Raw genomic sequence first — 17107 nt, forward strand, 5'->3', positions numbered from 1 at the left:
GATAATATGAATCTCCTCTAATAGACCGGAGCTATATGTCAGCCATGATGGATCTCAATCTGGTGCGGGTGTTTATCGCAATTTATGAAACCCGCAGCGTCAGTGGAGCCGCCGCACGGCTGTTTATCACCCAGCCTTCGGCCAGCTACGCCTTAGCCCGGCTGCGGGTTGAGACCGATAACGAACTGTTTAAACGCAGTCGCAAAGGGATGCTGCCAACACCGATTGCCAGCCAGCTGTATGACGTCTTTAAGAAATCGCTTAGCGGGATTGAAAAAGCAGTAGCGGATACGCGTAGCTTTTCCCCGGACACATCTTTTCACAGATTTCGTCTCGCCCTCTCCGATCTCGGCGAGCTTTTGCTGCTGCCCCGGCTGGTGAAACACCTGCGTACCGTCGCCCCCAACGTGCGGCTGGAAGTGATCCCGGTGGAGATGCATAAAATGGATGAGTGGCTGCTGACAGGTCATGTCGATGCCGCGCTCTGTAGCCGCAACGAACGCATTTCGCTGGCGCAACGCGACCGCATTATGGATGAACGCTATGTCTGCCTGCTGAACTGCCAACATCCGCGTATTGGCGAAACCCTGACGCTGCCCGCCTGGCTGAATGAGCAGCACATTGTGGTATCGGCCAGCAGCGGGCATTACCTGGTAGAAGAGCGGATTAAAGAGTACGGTTTCGAACGTCGCGTGGCCCTGGAAGTGCCGCACTTTGCCGCGCTGGGCGAACTGATAGCCAGTAGCGAACTGCTGGTGGTGTTGCCCTCCAGCGCGGCGAAAGTCTACGCAGCACGCGGCAATGGACGCATCGTCGAACTGCCCTTTGAGCTGCCTAACCTTGAGGTTTACCTGTATGGTCACCCTGAAATTGGCGATATCACCGCCAAAACCTGGTTCTACAACACCCTTAAAACCGCCTGCCCGCTATTGATGGAACCTTAACATTTGCGACGAGGGCCACGGCTCCAGTAAGCCATAAAGCTGATACATTCAGGGGAGAGGCCGCGCTCGCCAATCAGATAGCGGCGCACCTGTTTCACCGCGCTAGACTCGGCGGCGACCCAGCCATGAAAGCAGGTATCAGCCCCTGCCGCACGATCCCACAGCAGGTCGCCCTCATCACCCTCTGACAGCTCCTGACGCTCCATCGCCGCCGCTGGCAATACCGCATGCTGCCTGACCGCTTTGAGCATCGCTTCACCGTGCGCCGCGCCGCTCTCGTCACGCGGCAGCCAGTGAATGTCAGCAAAGCGATATTGGCTAAGATCGATACAGTCAGCGCGTTTAGGTAGCTCCAGAAACATTTGTAGTGGCGGCGGATTGCGCCATTCCGCCAGCTGCTCAAGGATGGCCTTTGCCGCCGGAAATGCGGTTTCATCAGCAACCACCAGCGCCCGCTCAACGTTGCGTTGCGGGTTCCACTCGTAGCCGCCGCTGTCCGTGGTACAGGCACCGTTTGGCGCGATGATTTGTAAAGGATCGCCCGGCTGCGCTGCCAGCGCCCAGGCAGATGCCGGCCCTTCCGTTCCGTGCATAACAAACTCTACTTCAAACTCGCCAGCCTGCGCATTGACGTGACGCAAGGTGTAAGTGCGCGCTATCGGGCGGAGTTCTGCCGGCATGGCGCAGACGGTTTCCCACCAGGATTTTATGCCACTCAGCGCCGAAGGCGTGCCGTTGCGAGATGGGAACAGCAGCTTGACGCGCTGGTCTGGCGCCTCCATCTTCATCTGGCGCACATCATCACCGCTGAACACGCAGCACAGCATCGAAGGAGAAAGCACCTGCTTACGCGCCAGCACTACGTTGAATAAGCGATATTCCTGAACATCCGCCATCATTCCGCCTTATAAACCTGAAAACCCCGCACGTTGTACCACGCGCCTGAAGGGGCAAAGAATAGCAAAGCCAAATGATAATGAGAATGAGAATGAGGATTCTTTACCCGTGCGCGCTACAGAACCGATTGATCCCCGAGCAAAAAGCGTTCAACGTAGCGGTTTCCCTGTGACCTGTGCGGAGCACACCGATGTCCCTGACCCTCCTGACACGGCTGGCCGATATTCCGGCCAGCCAGTGGGATGCCCTGACGCCGAACGATCAGCCCTTCTTACGCCATGCTTTTCTCAATGCGCTGGAGCAGAGTGGTTCGGTGAGCCGCGCCAACGGCTGGCTGCCGCAGCACCTGCTGTGGATGGAAGATGGCGTTCCACGCGCGGCGCTGCCCGGCTATGCGAAAAGCCATTCGATGGGTGAATACGTGTTCGATCAGGGCTGGGTGGAAGCCTGCCAGCGCGCCGGAGTGCCTTATTATCCGAAATGGCTGTCGGCGGTGCCTTTCAGCCCGGTAAGCGGCGCACGGCTGCTGGGTGATGATGCCGCCGCCGCACGGCTATTGCAGGCGCTGCCCGGTTTTTTGGATGCCGAGCCGCTGCACAGTGCGCACATCAACTTCAGCGATCGGCGCATGCACCCGCTGTTGCAGCAGGACAGGCGCTGGCTGCTGCGTCTTGGCTGCCAGTACCACTGGCACAATCGCGGCTACCGCGATTTTCAGGATTTTCTTGATACCCTCACCTCGCGCAAACGCAAACAGCTACGCAAAGAGCGCCAGCTGGTCGCCAGCCAGGGCGTAGAGTTTATCTGGTATCAGGGGGCGGAACTGCGTGAAGCGCAGTGGGATTTTATCTATGCCTGCTACGCCAATACCTACCGTGTGCGCGGTCGTCAACCTTATCTTAACCGCCTGTTCTTCAGTTTACTGGCAGAGAGTATGCCTGCCGCCATCCGCGTAGTCATCGCCAGCCAGCAGGGCAACCCGCTGGCGATGGCTTTCAGCCTGGTGGACGGCGATACCTTCTATGGCCGCTACTGGGGATGTCTGGAAGAGTATAACCGCCTGCATTTTGAGACCTGTTTTTACCAGGGCATGGAATATGCTATCGCACACGGGCTGGCGCGTTTCGATGCCGGTGCACAGGGCGAGCATAAGCTGATCCGTGGCTTCGAGCCGGTACTGACCGAGTCCTGGCATCTGCTGCGTCACCCGGGCCTGCACGATGCGGTCGCCCGCTTTTTGCACCAGGAGCGCGAAAGCCTCCGCGCCTGGGTGGTTGAGGCGCGTGAAGCGTTACCCTATCGTCTTGCAACACCCTGAAATCAGGTTATGCCCGGCCAGCCGGGCCGGGTTATGACGCCTCGGCGACAAAACCGCCGGTTTGATGTCGCCACAGGCGCGCATACAGTCCGCCGCGTGCCAGCAGCTCACTATGGCTGCCGATTTCAGCAATCCTGCCCTGCTCCAGCACCACCAGTCTGTCCATGCGGGCGATAGTGGAGAGGCGGTGCGCAATGGCGATCACCGTTTTTTCGCCCATCAGGTTTTCCAGGCTCTCCTGGATCGCCGCTTCCACTTCAGAGTCCAGCGCCGACGTGGCTTCATCCATGATCAGAATAGGGGCATCTTTCAACAGCACGCGAGCAATGGCGATACGCTGGCGCTGGCCGCCGGAGAGCTTCACTCCGCGCTCACCGACATGGGCATCCAGACCGGTGCGCCCCTGCGGATCGGACAGCAGCGGAATAAATTCATCCGCTTTCGCCCGGTGGATCGCCTGCTGTAGTTCCTCTTCGCTGGCATTAGGGCGTCCGTACAGCAGGTTGTCACGAATTGAGCGGTGCAGCAGTGAGGTATCCTGAGTGATCATGCCAATCTGCGCACGCAGGCTCTCCTGGCTGATGTCGGCGATGTTCTGCCCGTCGATGGTAATACGCCCACCGTTCAGGTCATAAAGCCGCAGCAGCAGATTGACCAGCGTCGATTTCCCGGCACCGGAAGGGCCAATAAGCCCAATTTTTTCGCCCGGCCGGATGGTCAGTTGCAGGTTGTCGATCACCGTACGCTCGCCGCCGTAGTTGAAGTCAACGGCGTCAAAATGGATCTCGCCCTTTTCCACCCGCAGCGCCGGGGCCTGCGCTTTATCGCTAACGTTGACCGGTTGGGTAATCGTTTTCAGGCCATCCTGCACCATACCGATATTCTCGAAAATACCGTTCACCACCCACATAATCCAGCCGGACATATTAACGATGCGGATCACCAGCCCGGTTGCCAGCGCAATGGCCCCCACGCTGAGCAGCGACTGGGTCCACAGCCATAATGCCAGGCCGGTGGTGCTGACGATCAGCAGGCCGTTCAGCGTGGTGACCACCACGTCCATGCCGGTGACCATCCGCCCCTGGTCGCGGGTTTTTATCGTCTGATCGCCAATCGCCTCACGCGCATTCTGGCGCTCCAGATCGCTATGGGCGAACAGTTTCAGGGTGGTGATATTGGTATAGCCATCGACAATAAAGCCCATCAGACGTGAGCGGGATTCGGAAGAGGCCACCGAGCGCGCTTTGACGCGCGGCACAAAGTAGCGCAGGCAGAGAATATAGCCAACGATCCAGATCAGCAGCGGAATGGTCAGCCGCCAGTCTGCCTCGGCAAACAGCACCAGGGTGGTGATGGCGTAGATCAGTACATGCCACAGCGCATCCACCGCCTGCACCGCCGAATCGCGTAGGGCATTGCCAGTTTGCATTATGCGCTGGGCAATACGCCCGGCAAAATCGTTCTGAAAGAAGTTCAGGCTTTGGCGCAGCACGTAGTTATGATGCTGCCAGCGGATCATGCTGGTCATACCGGGGTTAATCGCCTGGTGAACCAGCAGATCGTGCAGGCCAATAAACAGCGGCCGCAGCAGCAGCGCCACCGCCGCCATCCACAGCAGTTCGCCGCCGTGATCGCTGAAAAAAGTCACGGCAGGGCCGGCATTCACCAGGTCGATAATCCGGCTGAGGTAGCGGAACAGCGCCACTTCGATTAACGATGCAACGAGTCCGATAACCAGCAGCAGCGCGAAGCTCGGCCATACCTGGCGCAGATAAAACAGATAAAAAGCCCAGACGCGGTTAGGCGGTGTGTCGGCCGGGGCATCCTTGAAGATGTCGATGATCCTTTCAAAACGGCGATACGGCATAAGGCAGGCTCACTTGCTGGTCAGTAAACCTACAGCTTAGTGCATGAGTGGCACAGACAGAAGTCGCCCTCCGGTTTATGGTGAAAAATTGTTGCCACGGCAATCGTCAACCACGCCACTATGCCCGGCGGACCGCGTGCCGTTCCTGTCGCAGAAATAACTTCCGCTTCCCCCCTGTTTCCTGGCCATAAAATGCCGATAGTCTTTTTTTCACACAGCCAATCTGGATAAACGTATGAAAATATCGACCCGCCTGATAGCAGGTTATTCCCTGCTGATTTGCATCTTTTTTCTCTGCTCCGCCATCGCCTGGAGTGGCCTGAATAAGGCCCGTCATGGCATGGATGAGGTGGTCAATCAGCAAATGAAAAAAATGGTGCTGGCAAATGAAATGGGCACCGCCTTGAGAAATATGCTGGTCGAAGTCAGAAATATGGCGCTTTTCTCCGACCTGCAGGCGATAGCGTCAGAGGGGGAGCGTTTTCAGCAGCAGAAGTCGGTTTACCTGCAAAAACGTGATGCCCTGGCCGCGATGATCCACGCGCAGCCCTCGACAGAAGAGCTGGAATTACTGGGTCGGGTAAATGATAACGAGAAAACCGCCCTATCGGCGCTGGAAAACGCCGCACGTATGGGCCAGCAGCATCAGCTAGAGGGGTTCGCTGATTATCTGACCCAAGTGGTGCGGCCCCCTCAACAGATTTTGGTCGCCAGTCTGAATAGCCTCACGAGCCTGCAAACCAAAGCGGCTGAAGACAAAGCGCAGGCAGACAGCGAGGCCGCTCAGCATATTTTATTACTGCTTAGCGCACTGATTTTACTCTCCGTGGTGGCAGCGGTCTGTATCTGTCTGTTCACCGTGCGGGTGTTGACGCGCCAGTTGGGTGGCGAGCCACGACAGGCGCAGCAGCTGGCTGCCGCGATTGCCAGTGGCGATCTCACCACATCGATCGTATTACGGCGTCATGACGGCAGCAGCCTGCTTGCCTCGCTGGACGTGATGCAAGAGCGCCTGCGCAGTTTGGTATCTCAGGTTAAGGATGCCTCGGCTTCCGTTGCGCTAGCCTCCGACGAAATAGCCTCGGGCAATACGGAGCTGTCGTCACGGACCGAGCAGCAGGCGGCGGCATTACAGGAAACCGCAGCCAGTATGGAACAGTTGACCGCAACCGTGAAAAGCAATGCCGCCGGGGCCCAGCAGACGGCGCAATCAGCTCGTGAGACCGCTAAAGCGGCGCGCAGCGGCGAGGCTGAAGTACAGCTTATGACTCAAACCATGAGTGACATCTCTCTTAGCGCCGTCAGGGTGCGAGATATCATCAGCGTCATTGAGGGGATAGCCTTCCAGACCAATATTCTGGCATTGAATGCCGCCGTCGAAGCGGCGCGCGCAGGTGAACAGGGCCGTGGATTTGCGGTGGTCGCCGGGGAGGTAAGAACGCTGGCGCAGCGCAGTGCGCTGTCAGCAAAGGAGATCAAAGGACTGATTGAGAGAACGGTAGCACAGGTAGAAAGCGGTGCGACCATCGCCGAGGAAACCGGGAAAAGTATTGTGAACATTGTCGCCAGGGTCGGCGAGCTGGCCACCGCGATGGATGAGATAGCCCTTTCTTCTTCAGAACAGCTACAGGGTATTTCTCAGGTGAGCGTGGCGGTCAGTCAGATGGATGGCGTGACGCAGAATAATGCCGCGCTGGTGGAAGAGTCCTCCTCTGCTTCACAGTCTCTTTCCGCACAGGCACATGCGCTACGCGGGATGGTGGAGCGCTTCAGCGTGTAAACGGCTGCCTGTTGCGCTGCCAGGACGGCGTCATTTTTTCGCACCGTCCTGACGGCTTTACTGACGGGCTATTTGTGTAGCGTATCTGCCCCTTTCACCAGCACCGGTACACGCAGCACCCGGTCGGTCGCGGTCACGTACATCCAGTTACGGTTCTGCGCATCGGTGCACAGCGCCAGATTCGCGGTGGCCTTCGCGGGGATAAGTACTTTCCCTAAGCGCTTCCCTGCCGGTGAGAATACCTGAACGCCATCCTCGCTGCTGGTCCAGACATTGCCTTTGGTATCAACCTTAATGCCATCGGGAACGCCCGGTGAAACCTCTGTAAACACCCGGCCTTCTCCAGTCTGCTGCGCGTTGACCGGATAAACCATAATGCGGTGTTGCAGCGATTTGTTGTTAACATCGTGCCCCAGCTGCGCATCCGACACGTAAAGCAGCTTGCCGTCCGGGGAGAACGCCAGCCCGTTAGGCGTATATAAATCCGGCGTGTTCATCTTCGATAGCTTTTTCACTGCCGGGTCATAGCGATAAACAAATTCCCCTTCAATCTCCGGTTTCCCCGTTCCGTCGCTCTCTTCCTTACTCAGAATGCCGAATTTAGGATCGGTAAACCAGATCGCGCCATCCGGGGCCACGGCGACATCGTTCGGGCTGTGAAAGCGCTTTCCCTGCCATGAATCAATCAGGGTTGTCCAGCTACCGTCATGCTCACGGCGCACAACGGCGCGTTTTCCGTGGGAAGCGGCGATAACTCTCCCTTCTGCGTCAACGGCATGACCATTCTGATAATCAGCCGGGGAAAGCCAGCTTTTCAGGCCGTCCTTCTCTGACCAGCTCATCACCTCGTTGCGCTTCACATCACTATAAATAAGCGTGTCAGGCGCGATGCACGCCGGGCCTTCAACCCATTTGCCGTTATCGGCAATCTTCTGTGCGACGGGATGTTTAGCGATAAGATCATAGAAGCCGGGCTGTTCGGCAATCAGCTTGATATCCGTATCGCCTGCCGTGCTCTGGGCTGAATTAAGCAAAATGATGCTGCCAACGGCACTCAGTAACCAGGGTTTTAAGCTATAAGACATGTCAATCGCTCCTTAATATGCACATGCGCCGCGAGTGCGGGCCTTATCGGCATCAGGTTTAAGTTTAATAATCAGCTGGACGTTTGGCTCATCCCCGACGGTGCGCGTGATATGACCCACGCGGTCATCGCCGGGACGCGGCCGGGATGGGGTATCGGCATTAAACTGCACTTCGCCGGGGCCTTGCACCAGGGTGCTGCCATCTGTCGTTTCAACCGACCACTTGCCCGACAGCGTAATGACCCACTGCGGGCCAGGTGCATGATGCCAGCTGCCAACGTAACCCGGCGGCAACACGGCATAAGCAATGCTTTCAACCTTGTCAGGGGAGATGCCAATCCATTGTGGTGCAGACGGCGGCGCATAGCTTTTATGTTCCAGCCCTTCGAAGCGGCAGTGGCCGATATGCGTTGCGCCTTTATCGTCGGCCCAGACGGTGGCAAATTTGACCGGCGGCTGGGTTTTGCCGTCACTGACGGTGATTTCATGGGAATCGCCCGGGACGGCACGCACCTGAGTACTGGCCCCGGCAGAGGCCATAACGCTAAAACCACAAATAAGTGCCACTCTGCGTAGCATGCTGTTTTTCATTACATTCCCTTAGTTATTAACACCAGAGTCTTATTATAGACAGGTGTATCCTCGCATGCTTTGTAACCCTGGCAGATAGGGTATATGCCTAAAAGGGAGGTATTCAGAGGGTTGAGGGCGGATGATAGTCTGGCGGTGAACTGTCGACTGGTGGTAGCGACGTGTATCAATGCGAGTTGTACATGCAGCACCCTCTTAGTGGGAGCAAACCGGACGGCTCCACCCGTTTCCGGTCGGGAGAATACGTTATCTTTCACCCGCTGGCACTGCACATTTCGAACACGCCTGGTCAGCATATAGGCAGGTCAGATGTGATGCTATATTGACCTGGCAACCAGAAATGCTAGAATTGATTTGCGAGTTGATACATGCAGCACCCGGTTCCTGAGCGCGGTCTCCAACCGTATCCGCAACTGAAAAAAACCTGGTCTTCCAAACCGGGTTTTTTTTCATCTCAAAGATCCCGCTTCCGGCACGGTTCATTTCCTGGCTGCCCCGCCAACACGCAAAGACCCATCTACGCAACGGTTTCCGTATAATCGTCCAGCTCCGGCGGCGTCGTTAACGGCAGAGAGATGACAAAGCGTACCCCGCCCTGCGGCCGGTTTTCCGCGTGAATTTTGCCTTCATGCAGCGTGATAACCGCCTGACAGATCGCCAGACCGAGGCCAACACCCGGCACCGTCGATTCTTTATCACCGCGTGAGAATTTCTCAAAGATCAGCTGTTGCTGGCCCTGCGCAATGCCCGGCCCGCTGTCCCACACTTCCAGTTCCAACTGCTGCGCCACGGCGCGCGCGCGGATACCGATTTGCGCCTTGTCACCGGCATATTTCAGGGCGTTCTCCAGCAGATTAATCAGCACCCGCTCCATCAGCGGGCCGTCAACGTCAATCAGCAGCAGCTCGGAAGGTAGATCCAGTGCAATGCGACGGTCGGCCAGCAGCGGGGCTAACTGACGCAGCGCGCTGCCAATCAGCTCGTCCAACGCCATCCACTCGCGGCGTAAGTTAAAGCCACCAGATTGCAGACGTGCCATATCCAGCAGATTGTTCACCAGCCGGATGGTATTCAGCGTTTGTTCACGCATCGCGCTGGCCTGCGCGGCGTGGGGCGAGTTTGCGCTGGCGAGATCGAGCGTCAGGATCTCCGCCTGGCCAAACAGCACCGTCAGCGGGGTGCGCAGATCGTGCGACAGCGCCGACAGCAGCGCATTGCGCAGCTGTTCGCGCTCGGCTGCCAGCCTTGAGGCGGCTTCACGCTGGCTGAGCGCCATACGTTCCAGCGCGTTAGCGATCAGCACGGTAAAGGTTTCCACCAGCCGCTGCTGCTCCGGGATCATCAGCTGGCGCAGATTAAGAGGTTCCAGAATCAGCAGACCCAGCGTATCGCTGCCGCTTTTCAGTGGCAGCATCTGCCACTGCACGCCCGGCAGGGTATCCGTCCCCGCGCCCGCTGGCTGGCCCTTATCGAAGCTCCAGCGCGCAATCGCCCGGTCCGGCACCGCGCTAAGATGTGCTGCGCCCACCGGTACCAGCTCGCCGTGCTCATCCGGCAGATAAAGCTCACTGCGCGCCTGTAGCGTACTCTCCACGCTGCGCTGTAACGTGGAGGCAATATCGCGCTGTGTCAAAGCACGACTGAGGGCTTTGGCCGTCTCATAAAGATGATGTGCCCGCTGTTCGCGGTAGCGCGCCACCCGGGCCTGATAGCGTACTCCGGCGGTTAAATTCCCGACGATCACCCCCACCGCCAGCATCACGCCAAAAGTCACCAGATACTGCACGTCTGACACCACCATCGTTCCGGTTGGTGCGACTAACACCAAGTCGAAGGCGATGATATTCAGTAACGTTGCCACCACCGATGGCCAGCGACCGTAGCGCAGCGCGACAATCACCACCGCCAGCAGATACACCATCACCAGATTGACTGAATCCACGGCAGGCAGCAGCCAGTGACCGCCCAGCGTCACCAGCATGCATAGCAGCAGGGCGGCGACACAGCCGCGCAGTTGGCTACCTCTTTTACCCTCGCTTCTGTCAACCCGTTCGGCCAGCGAGCTGACGCCGTCCGGCGGCGGGTCATCCAGCGCGACGATCAGAATATCCAAATCCGGGCCGAGTTCGCCGACACGCTCGGCAAAACTTTCACGCCACCAACGCCGGGTAGGTCGACGGCCAATGATAATTTTGCCGAGGTTATGTTCGCGGGCGTAGCGCAGCACCGCGCTGGCCTCGCTCGGATCGGAGAGCGTGGCCGTTTCCGCGCCGAGATCCTGCGCCAGTTGCAGCGTACGCAAAATGCCGCGCCGCCGCGCCTCGGACAGGCGGTACAGGCGCGGCGTTTCGACATACACCGCGTGCCATACGCTGTCGAGCCGCGCCGCCAGCCGCGCCGCGCTGCGTACCAGCTTTTCGCTGCCGCTGTTATCGCCGATGCACAGTAGAATGGCATCACGCGTATGCCATACCTTTTCGCGACCCTGGGTATCACGCCAGGCACGCATCTGTTCATCGACCCGGTCGGCGGTGCGGCGCAGCGCCAGCTCACGCAGGGCGATCAGATTCCCTTTGCGGAAGAAATTTTCGATAGCGCGTTCCGCGCTCTCACCAATATAAACCTTGCCCTCTTTCAACCGCTGGCGCAGATCGTCCGGCGGCAGGTCCACCAGCACCACCTCATCGGCGGCATCGAAAAACGGGTCCGGCACCGTTTCACGCACCCGGATCCCGGTGACGCCGCCCACCACATCATTCAGGCTTTCCAGATGCTGTACGTTGACGGTGGTGATGACATCAATGCCCGCATCCAGCAGCTCGTCGATATCCTGCCAGCGTTTGGGATGGCGCGAACCGGACGTGTTGCTGTGCGCCAGCTCGTCCATCAGGATCACCGCCGGATGGCGCGCCAGCGCGGCGTCAAGGTCAAATTCCGGGCGGCGCTGCGACCCCATCGCCCGCCGTGGTAGCAGCGTCAGTCCGGCCAGCAGCGCCGCCGTTTCCGGCCTATCATGGGTTTCCACCACGCCGACCAGCACCTCCAGCCCCTGAGCGCGCAGACGGCGCGCCTCCTGCAGCATCGACCAGGTTTTCCCCACCCCGGCGCAGGCACCGAAGTAGATTTTCAGCTTGCCGCGATGGCTTTCCGCCGTCTGGCGTAGCAGCGCATCCGGATCGGGGCGCTGGAGTTCGTCGTTCATGGCGCTCCTTTAGCGTGATAATTTATCCAGCGCCAGATTCAGCGTCAGCACATTAACTCCCGGTTCACCGAGGAAAGCTGGGCGTGGCGTGGTGGTATTCTCGTCAATCAAGCGTTCGACGACTTCCAGCGGCAGCCGCCGCGCCGCAGCGACGCGCTCGGCCTGCCAGTACGCCGCCTGCGGTGTAATCTGCGGGTCCAGCCCGCTGGCAGAGGCCGTGACCAAGTCGACCGGCACCTGCTGGCTGGCCTGCGGGTTGGCAGCACGCAGCGCCGCCACGCGCTGGCTCACCGCCTGATCCAGCGCCGGGTTGCTGCCCGCCAGGTTGCTGCCAGAAGACGCCAGCGGGTTATAGGGGCGATCGCTGGTTGCCGATGGTCGCCCCTGGAAATAATCCGCGCGACTGAAGTTCTGGCCGATCAGCGCCGAACCGCGCACGCTCCCCTGCTCCAGCAACAGCGAGCCGTTTGCCTGCTGCGGGAACATCCACTGTGCCAGCGTGGTGGTCAATAAGGGATAGAATACTCCGGTAACCAACGTCAGCAGCAACAATAAAAAGACGGCAGGACGAAGTTGACTCATGGTAGTTCTCCTTATGCCAGACCGGTGACGGTCAGCAGCATATCAATCAGTTTAATACCGAGGAATGGCACCAGCAGCCCACCCACCCCGTAGATCCACAGATTGCGCCGTAGCAGCGCCGCCGCACTGAGCGGCCGGTAGCTCACGCCTTTCAGCGCCAGCGGGATCAAAAACACAATCACCAGCGCGTTGAAAATAACCGCCGACAGGATCGCTGATGCGGGTGAATGCAGCCCCATCACGTTGAGCTGATTGAGCTGCGGATAGGTGGCAGCAAAGGCCGCAGGCAGAATGGCAAAATACTTGGCCACGTCATTGGCGATACTGAAGGTGGTCAGTGAACCACGCGTCATCAGCATCTGTTTACCGATATGCACTACTTCCAGCAGCTTGGTGGGGTTAGAATCCAGATCCACCATGTTGCCCGCCTCTTTTGCCGCCTGGGTGCCGGAATTCATCGCCACCGCCACGTCGGCCTGCGCCAGTGCCGGGGCATCATTGGTGCCATCGCCGGTCATCGCCACCAGCCGACCTTCCGCCTGATACTGGCGGATCAGCGCCAATTTGGCTTCCGGCGTGGCTTCCGACAGAAAGTCATCGACCCCGGCCTCGGCGGCGATCGCCGCAGCGGTCAGCGGGTTGTCCCCGGTGATCATCACGGTTTTGATCCCCATTTTGCGCAGCTCGGCAAAGCGTTCTTTAATCCCGCCTTTGACGATATCCTTCAGCGCCACCACGCCCATCACCCGGTTTCCATCACTGACCACCAGCGGTGTGCCGCCCGCCCGCGCCACCCGATCCACCAGGCTGTTAACCTCGCCAGGGAACTTGCCACCGTTGCTGTCGATATAGCGACGAACCGCGTCCGCCGCCCCTTTGCGGATGGCGCGCTGCTGGACGTTGACCCCACTCATGCGCGTCTGCGCCGAGAATGGGATAAAGGTGGCTCCCATACTGTTAAGGTCGCGTTCACGCAGGTTAAACCTCTGTTTGGCCAGCACCACAATGCTGCGCCCTTCCGGGGTTTCATCGGCCAGTGAAGCCAGCTGGGCAGCATCCGCCAGCTGTTCTTCACTTACGCCAGCGGCGGGCAAAAACTGCGTCGCCTGGCGGTTACCCAGCGTGATGGTGCCGGTTTTATCCAGCAGCAGCACGTCAACGTCCCCTGCCGCCTCTACCGCTCGACCGCTGGTGGCAATCACGTTGGCCCCCAGCATCCGGCTCATGCCCGCCACGCCAATCGCCGACAGCAGGCCGCCGATGGTGGTGGGGATCAGACAGATCAGCAAAGCCACCAGCACGGTGATACTGACCGGGTTACCGCCCCAGGCGGAGAACGGCCAGAGCGTGACGGTAGCCAGCAACAGTACAATGGTCAGCGCCAGCAGCAGGATGGTCAGGGCGATTTCGTTAGGCGTTTTGCGTCTTGTCGCCCCTTCCACCATCGCTATCATGCGGTCAAGGAAGGTTTCTCCCGGATTGACCGTACACTGCACCACCAGCCAGTCGGAAAGGATGCGCGTACCGCCGGTCACCGAGGAGAAGTCGCCGCCGGATTCGCGGATCACCGGGGCAGATTCCCCGGTAATCGCACTCTCATCTACCGAGGCACCGCCCTCCAACACTTCGCCGTCACAGGGGATAATATCGCCCGCTTCCACCAGCACCCAATCTCCCTTGCGCAAGGTGTCAGCGGCCACCGGATAGTGGCTGGTGCCGTACTTCGCCTCGTTCAGCTTTTTGGCAAAGCTGGTTTTGGTCACGCCTTTCAGGCTGTTGGCCTGCGCTTTGCTGCGCCCTTCCGCCAGCGCTTCGGCAAAGTTAGCAAACAGCACGGTAAACCACAGCCAGACTGAAATGGCCACGGTAAATCCGGTATCGCCCGGGGTTTTACCGGCGGCCATCGCGCCAGCCAGCAGCGTGGTAACCACGCTTCCCAGCCACACCACAAACATCACCGGGTTGCGCACCTGTGTACGCGGGTCCAGCTTTTTCAACGCATCGAGCAGCGCGACACGCATCAGCGCCGCGTCAAACAGCGCCAGTTGATTACGACTCATAACGCGATTCTCCGCCCGTTAATGACCGGACATTTGCAGATGTTCCGCCACCGGCCCCAGGGCCAGAGCGGGGATAAAGGTCAGTGCGCCTACCAGCATCACGGTGCCGATAAGCAGGGCAATAAACAGCGTGCCGTGAGTGGGTAGCGTTCCGTTACCGGCGGGCTGGACTTTTTTCACCGCCAGAGAACCGGCAATCGCCAGCACCGGCACGATGATGCCAAAGCGCCCCACCAGCATGCAGAATGCCAGTAGCAGGTTCCAGAATGGCGTGTTGGCACTCAGACCCGCAAAGGCGCTGCCGTTATTATTCGCCGCCGAGGAGAGCGCGTACAGCACCTCGCTGAAGCCGTGGGTGCCGGGATTAAGCATGGCGCTGCGCCCGGCATCGGTCATCATCGCCAGCGCGGCTCCCAACAGCACCAGGGCTGGCGTGACCAGAATCGCCAGCGCGGTCATCTTCATCTCCCAGACGTCGATTTTCTTACCGAGATATTCCGGCGAGCGTCCGATCATCAGCCCGGCGATAAACACCGCCAGCAGCACAAACAGCAGCATGCCGTACAAACCAGAACCGACGCCGCCAAACACCACTTCACCAATCTGCATCAGCCACATTGGCACCATTCCGCCGAGGGCGGTAAACGAGTCGTGCATGGCGTTAACCGCGCCGCAGGATGCCGCCGTGGTGATCACCGCGAACAGGCTAGAGTTCAGAATGCCAAAGCGCGTCTCTTTACCTTCCATATTGGCAGCGCTGTCAGCGCCAAGCGTCATGAAGTGCGGGTTACCCTTTACTTCGGCCCACATCACCACCACCACCGCCGCGACGAACATCAGCGACATGGTCCACAGCAGGGCGTGACCCTGACGCCGATCGCGCACCACATCGCCAAAGGCAAAGCAGAGGGCTGCCGGGATGAGGAAGATCGCCAGCATCTGCACAAAGTTGCTCAGCGCCGTGGGGTTTTCAAACGGATGGGCGGAGTTGGCGTTGAAGAATCCACCGCCGTTGGTGCCGAGCATTTTAATCGCTTCCTGCGAGGCCACCGGCCCCATCGGCAGCGTCTGTTTCGCCCCTTCCAGGGTGGTCAAATCGAGATAGCTGCTCATGTTTTGCAGCACCCCCTGACTGACCAGAATCAACGCCATCAGCAACGACAGCGGCAGCAGGACATACAGCGTGATGCGGGTGATATCGCGCCAGGCGTTACCCAGTTCGCCCAGCGCACGATGAGCAAAACCGCGTATCAGCGCAAAGGCGACGGCAATCCCGGTGGCCGCTGAGAGAAAGTTCTGTACGGTCAGGCCGACCATCTGACTGAAATAGCTCAGGGTGCTTTCACCGGAGTAAGCCTGCCAGTCCGTGTTAGTGATAAAGCTAACGGCAGTGTTCAATGCCAGATCCCAGTGCAGGTTTGGCATCTGTTGAGGATTCAGCGGCAGGCTGGCCTGATTCATCAGAATCAAAAACAGCAGCAGCAGTCCTACGGCGTTAAATAGCAGGATCGCCAGCAGATAACGCAGCCAGCTCATTCCCTGATTTGCCACCCCGCTAACACGCCACAACCCGCGTTCAACGGCGGCAAACCCCGGTAACGGGCGGTCGGCAATCAGATACGCCAGCCCCTTACCCAGCGGACGCGCCAACAGCATCAGCAACAGCAGATAGCTGGCGATCAATAAACTTGCGGTAGCCATCATTAGAATGTCTCCGCATTAATCAGGGCATAGACGAGATAGCCCAACAACATAAACACCATCACAATACCGGTAATCACAGCGATGCTCACAGTACACCTCCAGGGGCGTTTCACATGGCAGATAGTGTTACGATTGGCGTGCAAAGTTGATGTAAAAATGTCGGGCCGGGGCGTAAAAAAAGTATAAAAATGGCGGGGTTTTGATGAAATTTAAGCCAGCCTGCTCCCCTTAATCCCGTTTATCGATGATAAACGGCCCGAACCGATCCTCACGCTAAGTAGCATGAAAATAGCTTAGCACCCTCCTCAGTCATGCGTCTGACGGCAGGAGGGCGCTGGCCATAAAGCCACGCACAGTAAGACACGATTAGTCTTTCTTTTTCTTGTTGGTAATGATAAAAATCTCTACGGCGGCAGCAATGACTATTGTTAGCACGCTGCACAAAAGCCAATAATCGGGAATGACAAAATAGTAAAAAAAAATAATAATATGACAACCACATTAATGCTTAAGTATGAAGTCATATCTTTTAAAAAAGCCTGAAAAAAACTTTTCATTTGAGGCTCTTCTTTTTGATGAGTTTAACTGCGCAACAGTATATTAAAATGGCAATAAAGAAGTAAAGAATTAATAATAAAATAAACAATGAGTCAAATGACTCTTTAAAACCTAAAAATGACAGACACCCTAACAATGAAATAAATACATCAGCATTTCCAAATCTGAATGCTATTTCGAAAGTCAGCACGGACACCACAATAATAAGAACAAAAAACAGGGTAACCTTAAGAATCTTCTTTTTCAAAATGCATTACCTCATGGTACTATAAAGCAAGGTGTTTTTATTATGAAAAGGGTACACTGTAATATATATATATCATCAATAATAAAACTCCGGACTACATCTGAAAGAGATGCTGCAATAGCCCTGAATAAAGCTGTGAACGGCGTAGGCGCTAACAGCTTGGGGACTCTAAATAGCTGCGCGGAATAGTAGATCACTTTGAGGGAACTCAGTCCGGATTGTGCGATCTGATCAATCGCCAAACCAACCCTATCACCAACCGGGCTGAGCGA

The 17107-nt window shown here is 57.8% G+C and carries 13 protein-coding genes; 3 read left to right on the forward strand and 10 right to left on the reverse strand.

All coding sequences use genetic code 11. From position 1 onward, the window contains the following. Positions 1–35 precede the first annotated feature (35 nt). Entirely contained in the window at positions 36–944 is a 909-nt protein-coding gene (locus EPIR_RS17110; protein ID WP_023656745.1) for a LysR family transcriptional regulator, read from the forward strand. Here the strand turns inward: EPIR_RS17110 and EPIR_RS17115 are convergent. Then, on the reverse strand, positions 941–1843 hold the full coding sequence (locus EPIR_RS17115) for a siderophore-interacting protein (protein ID WP_023656746.1): 903 nt from the start codon (positions 1841–1843) through the stop codon (positions 941–943). The genes EPIR_RS17110 and EPIR_RS17115 overlap by 4 nt on opposite strands. A gap of 188 nt (positions 1844–2031) precedes the next feature. Between EPIR_RS17115 and EPIR_RS17120 the strand changes: the two genes are divergently transcribed. After that, positions 2032–3159 (forward strand): GNAT family N-acetyltransferase, encoded by a 1128-nt coding sequence (locus EPIR_RS17120; RefSeq protein WP_023656747.1) that lies wholly within the window; start codon positions 2032–2034, stop codon positions 3157–3159. Between the two features lie 31 nt (positions 3160–3190). On the opposite strand, the gene EPIR_RS17125 is transcribed toward EPIR_RS17120, so the two are convergent. Beyond that, positions 3191–5026, reverse strand: coding sequence for an ABC transporter ATP-binding protein (locus tag EPIR_RS17125; RefSeq protein WP_023656748.1), 1836 nt, complete (start codon positions 5024–5026; stop codon positions 3191–3193). 235 nt (positions 5027–5261) lie between these two features. Between EPIR_RS17125 and EPIR_RS17130 the strand changes: the two genes are divergently transcribed. Further along, on the forward strand, positions 5262–6806 hold the full coding sequence (locus EPIR_RS17130) for a methyl-accepting chemotaxis protein (protein ID WP_023656749.1): 1545 nt from the start codon (positions 5262–5264) through the stop codon (positions 6804–6806). Positions 6807–6874: 68 nt separating this feature from the next. On the opposite strand, the gene EPIR_RS17135 is transcribed toward EPIR_RS17130, so the two are convergent. From EPIR_RS17135 to EPIR_RS19165, 8 genes are all read right to left on the reverse strand, one after another. Next, positions 6875–7891: an SMP-30/gluconolactonase/LRE family protein gene (locus EPIR_RS17135; protein ID WP_023656750.1), complete on the reverse strand. Its 1017-nt coding sequence runs from the start codon at positions 7889–7891 to the stop codon at positions 6875–6877. A 12-nt stretch (positions 7892–7903) separates the two neighbouring features. After that, entirely contained in the window at positions 7904–8482 is a 579-nt protein-coding gene (locus tag EPIR_RS17140; protein WP_023656751.1) for a cupin domain-containing protein, read from the reverse strand. Between the two features lie 517 nt (positions 8483–8999). Further along, positions 9000–11684 (reverse strand): two-component system sensor histidine kinase KdpD, encoded by a 2685-nt coding sequence (gene kdpD / locus EPIR_RS17145; protein WP_023656752.1) that lies wholly within the window; start codon positions 11682–11684, stop codon positions 9000–9002. Between the two features lie 9 nt (positions 11685–11693). Beyond that, a complete protein-coding gene (gene kdpC, locus EPIR_RS17150) occupies positions 11694–12266 on the reverse strand; it encodes a potassium-transporting ATPase subunit KdpC (protein WP_023656753.1) in 573 nt (190 codons plus the stop codon). A gap of 11 nt (positions 12267–12277) precedes the next feature. Then, positions 12278–14326, reverse strand: a complete 2049-nt coding sequence (gene kdpB, locus EPIR_RS17155) for a potassium-transporting ATPase subunit KdpB (protein WP_023656754.1) — start codon at positions 14324–14326, stop codon at positions 12278–12280. 18 nt (positions 14327–14344) lie between these two features. Next, positions 14345–16030, reverse strand: coding sequence for a potassium-transporting ATPase subunit KdpA (gene kdpA / locus EPIR_RS17160; RefSeq protein WP_023656755.1), 1686 nt, complete (start codon positions 16028–16030; stop codon positions 14345–14347). Then, entirely contained in the window at positions 16030–16119 is a 90-nt protein-coding gene (kdpF, locus tag EPIR_RS18480; protein WP_023656756.1) for a K(+)-transporting ATPase subunit F, read from the reverse strand. The genes kdpA and kdpF overlap by 1 nt, the downstream gene beginning before the upstream one ends. Before the next feature lie 727 nt (positions 16120–16846). Continuing rightward, a partial coding sequence (locus tag EPIR_RS19165; RefSeq protein ID WP_240987379.1) for a hypothetical protein occupies positions 16847–17107 on the reverse strand: 261 nt, incomplete at its 5' end.

Source organism: Erwinia piriflorinigrans CFBP 5888, from assembly GCF_001050515.1.
Lineage (GTDB): Bacteria > Pseudomonadota > Gammaproteobacteria > Enterobacterales > Enterobacteriaceae > Erwinia > Erwinia piriflorinigrans.

Excerpts from the sequence above, each read along its gene's own strand:
- EPIR_RS17110 (WP_023656745.1), top strand. The coding sequence starts at position 36 with ATGTCAGCCATGATGGATCTCAATCTGGTGCGGGTGTTTATCGCAATT.
- EPIR_RS17115 (WP_023656746.1), bottom strand. The coding sequence starts at position 1,843 with ATGATGGCGGATGTTCAGGAATATCGCTTATTCAACGTAGTGCTGGCG.
- EPIR_RS17120 (WP_023656747.1), top strand. The coding sequence starts at position 2,032 with ATGTCCCTGACCCTCCTGACACGGCTGGCCGATATTCCGGCCAGCCAG.
- EPIR_RS17125 (WP_023656748.1), bottom strand. The coding sequence starts at position 5,026 with ATGCCGTATCGCCGTTTTGAAAGGATCATCGACATCTTCAAGGATGCC.
- EPIR_RS17130 (WP_023656749.1), top strand. The coding sequence starts at position 5,262 with ATGAAAATATCGACCCGCCTGATAGCAGGTTATTCCCTGCTGATTTGC.
- EPIR_RS17135 (WP_023656750.1), bottom strand. The coding sequence starts at position 7,891 with ATGTCTTATAGCTTAAAACCCTGGTTACTGAGTGCCGTTGGCAGCATC.
- EPIR_RS17140 (WP_023656751.1), bottom strand. The coding sequence starts at position 8,482 with ATGAAAAACAGCATGCTACGCAGAGTGGCACTTATTTGTGGTTTTAGC.
- kdpD (WP_023656752.1), bottom strand. The coding sequence starts at position 11,684 with ATGAACGACGAACTCCAGCGCCCCGATCCGGATGCGCTGCTACGCCAG.
- kdpC (WP_023656753.1), bottom strand. The coding sequence starts at position 12,266 with ATGAGTCAACTTCGTCCTGCCGTCTTTTTATTGTTGCTGCTGACGTTG.
- kdpB (WP_023656754.1), bottom strand. The coding sequence starts at position 14,326 with ATGAGTCGTAATCAACTGGCGCTGTTTGACGCGGCGCTGATGCGTGTC.
- kdpA (WP_023656755.1), bottom strand. The coding sequence starts at position 16,030 with ATGATGGCTACCGCAAGTTTATTGATCGCCAGCTATCTGCTGTTGCTG.